The sequence below is a fragment of the Actinoalloteichus spitiensis RMV-1378 genome, assembly GCF_000239155.1.
Taxonomy (GTDB): domain Bacteria; phylum Actinomycetota; class Actinomycetes; order Mycobacteriales; family Pseudonocardiaceae; genus Actinoalloteichus_B; species Actinoalloteichus_B spitiensis.
In genome coordinates this window covers 1-9,163 of the sequence record NZ_AGVX02000233.1, presented here as the reverse complement: position 1 = coordinate 9,163, position 9,163 = coordinate 1, and the positions used below count along the sequence as shown (strand labels likewise).

9 protein-coding genes and 1 CRISPR repeat array are annotated in these 9,163 nt (G+C 73.3%); of the genes, 5 read left to right on the top strand and 4 right to left on the bottom strand.

Going from position 1 to position 9,163, the window contains the following annotated elements; translation table 11 throughout:
• The 3 genes from ACTIDRAF_RS0211780 to ACTIDRAF_RS0211770 form a co-directional block, all read left to right on the top strand.
• The coding region (locus tag ACTIDRAF_RS0211780) for an RAMP superfamily CRISPR-associated protein (protein WP_026066009.1) at window positions 1-443 on the top strand (443 nt) is incomplete at its 5' end.
• Entirely contained in the window at window positions 440-871 is a 432-nt protein-coding gene (locus ACTIDRAF_RS0211775; RefSeq protein ID WP_016698942.1) for a hypothetical protein, read from the top strand. The genes ACTIDRAF_RS0211780 and ACTIDRAF_RS0211775, both read left to right, overlap by 4 nt.
• Window positions 868-1,602: a CRISPR-associated endoribonuclease Cas6 gene (locus ACTIDRAF_RS0211770; RefSeq protein ID WP_016698941.1), complete on the top strand. Its 735-nt coding sequence runs from the start codon at window positions 868-870 to the stop codon at window positions 1,600-1,602. Before ACTIDRAF_RS0211775 ends, ACTIDRAF_RS0211770 begins: the two co-directional genes overlap by 4 nt.
• Window positions 1,603-1,890: 288 nt before the next feature.
• Window positions 1,891-2,181: a CRISPR direct-repeat array (repeat unit 30 nt; unit sequence GTTGTGACCCCTCTTAGGGGCGATGAGGAC).
• Between the two features lie 575 nt (window positions 2,182-2,756).
• Here the strand turns inward: ACTIDRAF_RS0211770 and ACTIDRAF_RS28425 are convergent.
• On the bottom strand, window positions 2,757-3,746 hold the full coding sequence (locus tag ACTIDRAF_RS28425; protein ID WP_052168791.1) for an RluA family pseudouridine synthase: 990 nt from the start codon (window positions 3,744-3,746) through the stop codon (window positions 2,757-2,759).
• 281 nt (window positions 3,747-4,027) lie between these two features.
• On the opposite strand from ACTIDRAF_RS28425, the gene ACTIDRAF_RS34930 reads away from it, so the two are divergent.
• Both ACTIDRAF_RS34930 and ACTIDRAF_RS0211755 read left to right on the top strand, forming a co-directional pair.
• Window positions 4,028-4,306: a hypothetical protein gene (locus tag ACTIDRAF_RS34930; protein ID WP_245533510.1), complete on the top strand. Its 279-nt coding sequence runs from the start codon at window positions 4,028-4,030 to the stop codon at window positions 4,304-4,306.
• Window positions 4,303-5,262 (top strand): LLM class flavin-dependent oxidoreductase, encoded by a 960-nt coding sequence (locus ACTIDRAF_RS0211755; protein WP_245533509.1) that lies wholly within the window; start codon window positions 4,303-4,305, stop codon window positions 5,260-5,262. The genes ACTIDRAF_RS34930 and ACTIDRAF_RS0211755 overlap by 4 nt, the downstream gene beginning before the upstream one ends.
• A 238-nt stretch (window positions 5,263-5,500) precedes the next feature.
• Here ACTIDRAF_RS0211755 and ACTIDRAF_RS0211750 read toward each other — a convergent pair whose 3' ends face one another.
• From ACTIDRAF_RS0211750 to ACTIDRAF_RS0211740, 3 genes are read right to left on the bottom strand one after another with little or no spacing between them, the layout of a single operon-like run.
• Window positions 5,501-7,618: a xanthine dehydrogenase family protein molybdopterin-binding subunit gene (locus tag ACTIDRAF_RS0211750; protein WP_016698937.1), complete on the bottom strand. Its 2,118-nt coding sequence runs from the start codon at window positions 7,616-7,618 to the stop codon at window positions 5,501-5,503.
• The gene (locus tag ACTIDRAF_RS0211745; RefSeq protein WP_016698936.1) at window positions 7,615-8,607 is read right to left on the bottom strand and encodes an FAD binding domain-containing protein; all 993 of its coding nucleotides are present in this window, start codon (window positions 8,605-8,607) and stop codon (window positions 7,615-7,617) included. The genes ACTIDRAF_RS0211750 and ACTIDRAF_RS0211745 overlap by 4 nt, the downstream gene beginning before the upstream one ends.
• Window positions 8,604-9,119, bottom strand: coding sequence for a 2Fe-2S iron-sulfur cluster-binding protein (locus tag ACTIDRAF_RS0211740; RefSeq protein ID WP_026066008.1), 516 nt, complete (start codon window positions 9,117-9,119; stop codon window positions 8,604-8,606). Before ACTIDRAF_RS0211740 ends, ACTIDRAF_RS0211745 begins: the two co-directional genes overlap by 4 nt.
• Window positions 9,120-9,163 lie beyond the last annotated feature (44 nt).

The window sequence follows — 9,163 nt, the reverse complement described above, 5'->3', positions numbered from 1 at the left end:
GACCCTGCCTGATCTGCCGCGCCTTCGGCGCGGCGGCTCCCGGAGACGGTGCGAGCCGTCGTGGCCTGCTTGTCTTCCGGGACTCCCCGGTCGTCGGGGCGGAGGTCGTCGAGCAGCGGCACGTCGCCCTCGACCGCGTCTTCGGTGGAGCCCGTCCCTCCGCGCTCTACGGCCGCCAGGTGGTCCGCTCGGGCACCCTCGACCTGACCGTCGACGCCCTGGGTCCCGTGCCGCCGGCCGTCACCGCCCTCCTCACCCTGGCCTGCCTCGACATCCACGACGGGCTGCTCGGCATCGGGACCGCCACCACCCGAGGGCTCGGCACGCTCCGACTCACCCACGACGCGGGGGCCGTCGAGGCACTGCGCGCCGAGGCGGTCCAGACCCTCACCACCAGTGGCGTGCTCCACGCCACCTCGACCAGCGAGCGGAGCGCATCGTGAACAACCAGCTCACGGGTTTGCTCGACGGACGGGGACGACTGCCCTGGGCTCAGGCACGCGAGCTCCTCACGGAGCACGTGTGCCTGTGGATCGACCTGGACGGGATCCACCTCGGGAAGGCCCCGGCCACGCCACCGATCGCCACCCACCTCTGGGCACGGCACCACGACGGGAGCCACTACGCGCGGCTCAGGTTCGACGACGACCACGTCTACGTCGGCCTGCTGGACGTGCGGGAGAACGTCGCCGACGGAGGTGCCGGCGAACTGGTGGCGGTCCAGCGCCGGCCAGCCCGCCTGCGATCACCTCGCCACGCCGGGCACGCCCTCCTGGACACCCTCACCGTGGACTTCCTCGAGATCTCCGGCGCGGCCCCGGTCACCTTCCTCGACTTCGACCACCCTTCGGAAACGGAAGCCACCTCATGAGGGTCCGACTCCAGCTCAGCAGCCAGGCCACGCGCATCCCCTGGGACCAGGTGCTGCGGCCCGGTCGGGGCGTCATCTACCACCTGCTCGAGGCGACGGCGCCGGAACTCGGTGCCCGGCTGCACGAGTCGAACGCTCCCATGCCGGCCGGCCACGGAGCCCCCGTCTTCCCGAACGCCCCCCGGGTGCCGCGCACCTACGCCGTTCGGGGCCTCGGATATCTCGAACTCGGCAGCCCCCTGCCGGGACTCGCCGAGTCGTGGCACGAGGAGCTGACGCGGCGGAAGGTGCTCGACTGGGGAGGGACCGCGTTGCACATCCAGGGCGCGGACCTCCTCGCCCCGCCCGCGTTCGATGCCGGGGTGGCCGACTTCGCCACCGAGACACCGGTGGTCCTGCGGCTGCTACCGCCGAACTCCCCGCGAACCGCCGGCGGTGAGGTCGGGCGGCGGCCGTCGCTGCCCAACGTCCTGCCCTACGAGGAGGGCTTCGCCGAGGCGCTGCTCCACAACCTGCGACGCAAACTCGACACGCTGAAGCTCGACTCCGACATCAAGCTCAGCGAGGTCACTCCCACCGGACCGAAGAGGTCCTTCGCCATCGGGCGCGGCCGCCAGGCCGGGGCCACCGTGAGCGTGCGGGTGCACGGCGAGCCCGACTCCCTCCGGGCCCTCTGGGCCTGGGGCCTCGGTGCCCGCAACTCCGGCGGTTTCGGGTGGATCCGCCGCTGATCTCTGGGCACCGCTGACCGCCGACGCAGCGCCGTCCCGCGTCAGGCGCCCTGCCGTGGGGTCGGGCGCGGAGTACCACTGTCCGCGCCCGAACCGGAAGCGAGCATGAAGAGCGGGAGCCTCACGCCTGCCGGCCAACACCCTTCCCGCGCTGGGTTTCTTCGCTCGGACGTCCGCCGACCGTGCAGGCCGTCGCGGCTTGACCCCTGGACGCCGCTACGCCCGGTCGGCCCCGGTGTTGCGCGATGAGGACCTCGAGGACTTCGGGCTGCCGCCGATCACGATTCTGTTGTGACCCCTCTTAGGGGCGATGAGGACCGGAACTCGGGGCGGCCCTGGTGGTCACTGCTCGTTGTTGTGACCCCTCTTAGGGGCGATGAGGACCCCAGCACGGACCGGAGAGCGGTGTCCGCAGCGGGTTGTGACCCCTCTTAGGGGCGATGAGGACGCCGCCCGCCGGCGGTGCGCGGCGTGTGGGCCGATGTTGTGACCCCTCTTAGGGGCGATGAGGACTCATGGGTTGGTTGTCGCGGAAGCCGAGTGACGCTCGTTGTGACCCCTCTTAGGGGCGATGAGGACCCCGACCCGGGTCGGGTCGGGGGCGCGGGTCGGGTGTTGTGACCCCTCTTAGGGGGCGATGAGGACCGACGGCCGGATCTCCCCGCCGCCTGGCAGGAACACGGTTGTGACCCCTCTTAGGGGCGATGAGGACTGCGAAGCGCTGGGCCAGGCCAACGTCACCACCATGTTGTGACCCCTCTTAGGGGCGATGAGGACCGAGGACGGCAACGTCGTCCTCACCATCCCCGTCGCGTTGTGACCCCTCTTAGGGGCGATGAGGACCCGAGAGTAAAGCCGCAGGTGGGAGGCTGTCCACGAGCGGCTTTTCGCGGCTGTTTTGCAGCGAACCCGAGGTTTGACATCAGACCCGGGGGGTTCGCTGAAAATGGTACGCGGACCTGCGGCTGCTCCTCGCCCGTGGGTCGGAGCATCCCAGCGGTCGTCCGCTGTCTTTTCTCGCTGTCGTACGAGGCCTTCTCGAAGCTGACTCGCACGCCGAGGAAGACCTGCCGGGCGGTGGAGCTGAGGCGGTGCGCACGGTGCGGAGACACGGTATCGCGGAGAGTGGGAGTGGTAGGCGGAGGCGCCGAAGGTCAGCATCCAGACCGCTTCCATGGGTGGCTCGCCAACGGGGCGGGGAGCGGGTCGGGGCTGCCGCCGGACCAGGTCTCGTAGTCGTCCCAGGCTCCGAGCGTGAGCCGGCTCTCGAACCGGCGTGCTTCACCTGTCACGGGATCGGTGAAGGACATCGCCCTGGCGAGCAGTTGGAGTGGCCGGGTGAAGTCGTCCAGTGGCTTCTCGGTCAGCACGGGGTAGAAGTCGTCGCCGAGGATGGGCAGCCCGAGCCCGGCGAGGTGGAGGCGTAGTTGGTGGGTGCGGCCGGTGCTCGGGAGCAGCCGGTACCGGCCCAGGCCGTCGCGGTGCTCGACGAGTTCGATCCGGGTCTCGCTGTTCGGGGTGCCCGGCACCTCCTGCGCGGTGATGACGCCGCGTTCCTTCACGATCCGCGAGCGCACGGTCCTGGGCAGTTCCACGGTGGGGTCGTGCGGGGCGACGGCCTCGTACTCCTTGTGCACGGCCCGGTCGCGGAAGAGGGTCTGGTACGCCCCCCGGCGTTCGGGGCGGACGACGAACATGAGCAGGCCGGCGGTCACCCGGTCCAGGCGGTGGGCGGGCACCAGGTCGGGCAGGCCGAGTTCGTCGCGGAGGCGCACCAGCGCGGTCTGGAGGATGTGCCTCCCCCGGGGGATGGAGGCCAGGAAGTGCGGCTTGTCCACCACCAGCAGGTCCTCGTCCTGGTGCACGATCCCGATCTCGAAGGGGACGGGCACCTCCTCCGGCAGGTCGCGGTGGAACCACAGCACCGCGTGGGGGACGAAGGGGCTGTCCGGGGCGAGCGGCCCGGAGTGGTCGACGAAGCGTCCCTCCCGGAACAGGGCGTCGATGCGTTCGGGTGCGACTCGCGGCAGCCGGTCGACGAGGTGTTCGCGCAGGGTCGCCCAGGGGCCGTCCGCCGGCAGCCGCAGCCGCGCCGCGTCCAACCCGTTGCGCTGCGGCAGCGGTGACCTGGCCTTCCGTCTCATCGACGGGAGCCTAGCCGAGCCGAGGGCGGTGGACTCGGGGCCGCGTGTGGCGGCCTGGCCGGGTGTGGTCCGCTCACGACGGTTCTGTTCCGCTCCCGGTGCTGGACCGCTCAGCGCGCTGGCCCAGCCGCCGATGCCAGAGCCGCCCGCGAGGTGCCGCGGGCGGTGGTGCTCGCCGTGGTGGTGTTCCTCGGTGACCCGGTGGCCGCGTGTGCGGTGGTCGGGTCGGGCCTGGGGGCTCGCTCGGGTTCCCGCTGGCGATCTCGGCGGCGGGGGAGGGGATGCCACCGCGCGGCTCGGCGCCGTGGCCACCGCCGGGTACGTCGCTCTCCTGGTCGGGCCGCCGCTGCTGGGCTTCCTCGGCGACCACGTCCGGCCTGCGGGACGCCATGATCGTCGTGCTGGTCCTGCTGGTCCTGCTGGTCCTGCTGGTCCGCGCTCTGCTCGCCTCGCCGCCCGCCAGCGTGAGGACAATGACGACGTCGGGACGCCTCGGCCGGAACGCGGACCGGGTGACCAGCATGTCGGGTGGATCACCCGGCGCGATCGAGGAGTGGTGACGACAGTGGACGACCATGTCACCGGGGTGCTGCTGCCCCGCGATCTGCCGGCCGACCGGGTCCTCGACTTCGCCAGGGAGGCTGAGCGGTTCGGCTTCGGCGAGTTGTGGGTGGTCGAGGACCTCGGCTTCCGGGGTGGCGTCGCCCAGGCCGGGGCGGTGCTCGCCGCCACCGACCGCATCCGGGTGGGCATCGGGGTCCTGCCGGTCGGCGCCCGAGGCGTGGCCTTCGCGGCGATGGAGGCGGCGACGCTGGCGGAGTTGTTCCCCGGCCGGGTCGACATCGGCGTCGGCCACGGCATGCCGGACTGGATGCGGCAGGTCGGAGCCTGGCCGGCGAGCCCGCTCGCCCTGCTGGAGGAGTACACGGTCGCCCTGCGGGCGCTGCTGCGCGGGGAGCGGGTCGACGTGGCGGGTCGGCACGTGCGGCTGGACGGCGTCCGGTTGGAGACGCCTCCGGCGGTCCCCCCGCCGGTGCTCGCCGGGGTTCGGGGTCCGCGTTCCCTCGCGGTGGCCGGGCGGGTCGCCGAGGGGACGGTCCTGGCCGAACCGGTGTCCCCCGAGTACGTGCGCGCGGCGCTGGGCAGCATCGCCGCGCGCGGCCCCCACCGGGTGGTGGGCTACAACCTGGCCGTGGTCCACGACGACGAGGGCGCGGCGGTGGCGGCGGTGCGCCCCGCCCTGGCGCCGCTCGGTGAACCCGACTGGCGTCCCCACCTGGCGCCGTTGCCCTTCGCCGACGAGGTGATCGCGTTGCGCGCCGGGTGCGCGGACGGGGGCGAGTTCGCCCGGCGCCTCCCGGCGGAGTGGGTGCGGCACCTCGCGGTGGTGGGCACTCCCGCCCAGGCGCGGCGGCGGGTGGAGGTGCTGCACGAGGCGGGGGTGACGAGCACGGTGCTGATCCCGGTGGGCGGTGATCCGTTCGTGTCGTTGGCCTCCCTGGCCCGGGCGCTCTGACCGGTTCCCACGGGCGACCGGCGGTCCCGGCCGGGCGCGTCGAGGACGACGGCCGGCGGCGCCGGGGTCGTTCCCGGGTGGGTGCCAGCTCCGTCCGGTCCGGCCCGGTCCCGGGTCGTTGGGTCGGGAGGAGCCGAGGTCCGTCCCCGCCTCGGGGAGCGCCCCGGGGACCCCGGCGGTCGCGCCGGGTGTCCCCCCGACCCGAGGACGGGCGCCCGGTTCCGGGGGCCCAGCGCGGCTACCGGAGGCGGCCGAGCAGGCGGTCGGGAGTGATGGGCACGTCCCGGACGCGCACCCCGGTCGCGTGCCACACGGCGTTGGCGACGGCGGCGGCGGTGCCGACGATGCCGATCTCCCCGATCCCCTTGCTGCCCATCGGGTTGTACAGCGGGTCGGGTTCGTCGAGCCAGCTGACGTCGATGTCGCCGACGTCGGCGTTGGTGGGGATGTGGTACTCGGCGTAGTCGCCGTTGACCACGTGCCCGAACCGGGGGTCCACCACGCTCTCCTCGTGCAAGGCCATGGACAGCCCCATGGTCATGCCGCCGATGAGTTGGGAGCGGGCGGTGCGCGGGTTGATGACCCGCCCCACGTCGAAGATCCCCACCATCCGGGGGACCCTGATCTCGCCGGTGACCGCGTCGACCCGCACCTCCGCGAACTGGGCGCCGAAGGCGTGCAACGCGTACCGGCCGACGGCCGTGTTCTCCGGCAGTTCCCCCACCTCCTCCGCGCCGGCGGGTGGGTCGTCGCCGAACCGGTCCCGGAAGGCCCGGGCGGCGGCCACGACGGTGGTGCCCCAGATGCTCAGCCCCGAGGATCCACCGGCGCCCACGGTCGAGGGCAGGGCGCTGTCCCCGATGACCAGGTCGACGGCCTCCGCCGGGACCGCGAGCGCGTCGGCCGCGATCTGGGTCAACGCGGTCCAGGTGCCGGTGCCCAGGTCGGAGGCGGCGATCTCCACCTGCCGGCGCCCGCCGGGCAGGGCGCGGATCCGCGCGCTGGACCCCTGTTGCGGGAACAGCGGGTAGGTCGAGGCGGCCACCCCGAAACCCACCAGCCAGTCCCCGTCCCGGCGGCCCTGCCCGGCGGGTGGGCGGTCGGCCCAGCCGAACCGGTCGGCGCCCTCCCGCAGGCAGCGCACCAGGTGGCGGGTGGAGAACGGCAGCCCGCTCTCCGGGTCGGCGTCGGGTTCGTTGCGGATCCGCAGCTCCACGGGGTCCATGCCCAGTGCGACGGCCAGTTCGTCCATCGCGCACTCCAGGGCGAACATGCCCGGCGCCTCCCCGGGGGCGCGCATGATCACCGGCGCCGGGACGTCGAGCGGGACGAGGCGGTGGGTGGTGCGGCGGTTGTCGGCGGCGTACATGGTGCGGGTGGCGACGGCGGTCTGCTCCGCGAACTCCTTGAACCGGGCGGTGTGTTCGACGACGTCGTGGGCGATGGCCGTCAGCCGGCCCCGCCGGTCGGCGCCCAACCGCACCCGCTGGATGGTCGGGGTGCGGTGCCCGGCGTTGGCGAACATCTGCTGCCGGGTGAGCGCGCACTTCACGGGGCGTCCGGGGACGAGGTGGGCGGCCAGCGCGGTGAGCACGTGGTGGGCTTTCGGGGAGGCCTTGGAACCGAACGCGCCGCCCACGTGCGGCGAGTGGATCCACACCTGGTCGGGGTCCAGGCCGAGCAGTGGGGCGAGGACCTTCCGGATCGGGGACACGCCCTGGTTGGAGTCGTACATGGCGACCGCGCCGAGGTCGGCGGGGCCGGGCCAGCGGACGACGGTGGTGTGCGGTTCCATCGGCACGTGGTGCTGGACGGGTGTCCGGTAGGTCTGGTCGACGGTGGCGGCCGCGTCGGCGAGCGCCTCGTCGACGTCGCCGAGCGAGGTGTCGGTGTCGAAGCTCGGGTTGACGTGGTCGGGCCGGTAGCGTTCCGGGTGGTCGGCGCGGAGCACCACGTCGTGCCATTCCCGCTGGTACTCGACTCGGACGAGGCTCGCCGCCCACCTGGCCACCTCCGGTGTCCCGGCGATGACGGCCCCGACGAACTGGCCGTGGTGGCGTACCTCGTCGTCCTGCAACACCCACAGTTCCAGGTCGTCCCGCGAGGCCAGCCGGGGCGCGTTGAGGTGGGTGAGCACGGCCACCACCCCGGGCACGGCCGCCGCCTCCTCGGTGTCCACCCACAGCACCCGGCCCCGGGCGATCGTGGAGCGCACCGGGAAGAGGAACAACGGGTCCTCGGCCGGCTGTTCGTAGGCGTAGGGGGCCCGGCCGGCCACTTTGGCGGGGCCGTCCAGCCGCTCCCGGGGTCGGCCCGACTCGTGGCCCGGCTCGCGGGTCGGCGGGGTACCGGTCATCGCGGTCTCCCCTCGGCCAGGCCGGTCAGCACCGAGACCAGCGCCTCGCGGACCATCGTCGTCTTGAACGCGGATCCCGGGAGTGGTTCGGCTTCGGCGAGTTCGGCCTCGGCGGCGGCCCGGAACGACTCCGCCCGGGCGGCGGCTCCCCGCAGGGTCTCCTCGGCGCGGGTGGCCCGCCACGGTTTGTGGGCCACGCCGCCGAGGGCGATGCGCGCGTCCCGGACGACGCCGTCGGTCACCGTCAGCGTCGCGGCCACCGAGACCAGCGCGAACGCGTAGGAGGCCCGGTCGCGGACCTTGCGGTAGGCCGACCGGGTGGTGGGCGGCATCCTGGGCAGGTCGACGGCGGTGATGAGTTCGCCGTGGTCGAGGACGGTGTCCCGCTGCGGTTCGTCGCCGGGGAGCCGGTGGAAGGCGGTGAGGGGGACCCCTCGGTTCCCGCCGGGGCCGGTGATGCGGACGGTGGCGTCCAGCGCGGCCAGTGGCACGGCCATGTCCGAGGGGTGGACGGCGACGCAGTGTTCGGAGGCTCCCAGGATGGCGTGGTGGCGTTGCCAGCCGGCCAGTGCCGAACAGCCCGAGCCCGGCTCCCGTTTGTTGCACGGGGTCGCCGGGTTCTGGAAGTAGGCGCAGCGGGTGCGTTGCAGCAGGTTGCCCCCGGTGGTGGCCAGGTTGCGCAGTTGCCAGGAGGCGCCGGCGAGGAGGGCGGCGGCCAGCATGGGGTAGTCGCGGCGGATGGCGGGGTGCGCGGCGAGGTCGCTGTTGCGCACCCCGGCTCCTACCCGGACACCGCCGTCCGCCAGCCGGTCGATGTCGTCGAACGGGAGCCGGGACACGTCGACGAGCAGGCCGGGGGAGGTGATGCCCAGCCGGAGGTGGTCGACGAGGTTGGTGCCCCCGGCGAGGTAGGCGGCGTCCGGCCGGGCGGCGGCGGTGCGCACGGCGTCCTCGACGTCGGTGGCCCGGTGGTAGTCGAAGGGGATCACGGCGCCCCTTCCCCGAGGGCCTGCCGCACGGCGGCGACGATGTTGACGTAGGCGCCGCAGCGGCAGAGGTTCCCGCTGAGCCGTTCCCGGATCTCCTCGTCGGTCAGCTGGACGGGGCCGGTGAGGTCGTTGGTGACGTGGCTGGGGCGGCCGTCGTCCGCTTCGGCGAGCATGCCGACGACGGAGCAGACCTGGCCGGGCGTGCAGTAGCCGCACTGGAACGCGTCCTGGTCGAGGAAGGCCCGCTGCACGGGGTGGAGCTCGTCGCCGGGGGCGAGGCCGTCGGCGGTGGTGATGTCGGCGCCGTCGTGCGAGACGGCCAGGGCGAGGCAGGTGGTGATCCGCCGGCCGGCCAGCAGGACGGTGCACGATCCGCACTGCCCGTGGTCGCAGCCCTTCTTGGGGGAGGTGTTCCCGATCCGGTCGCGGAGCGCGTCCAGCAGGGACGTGCGGGTGTCCACCCGCAGCGTGTGCGTGGTGCCGTCGACTCGCAGCGTGATCTCGGCTTCCATCCGCCACCCCACCTCGGCCGGTGTGCCCGCCGAGCCCACGGTAG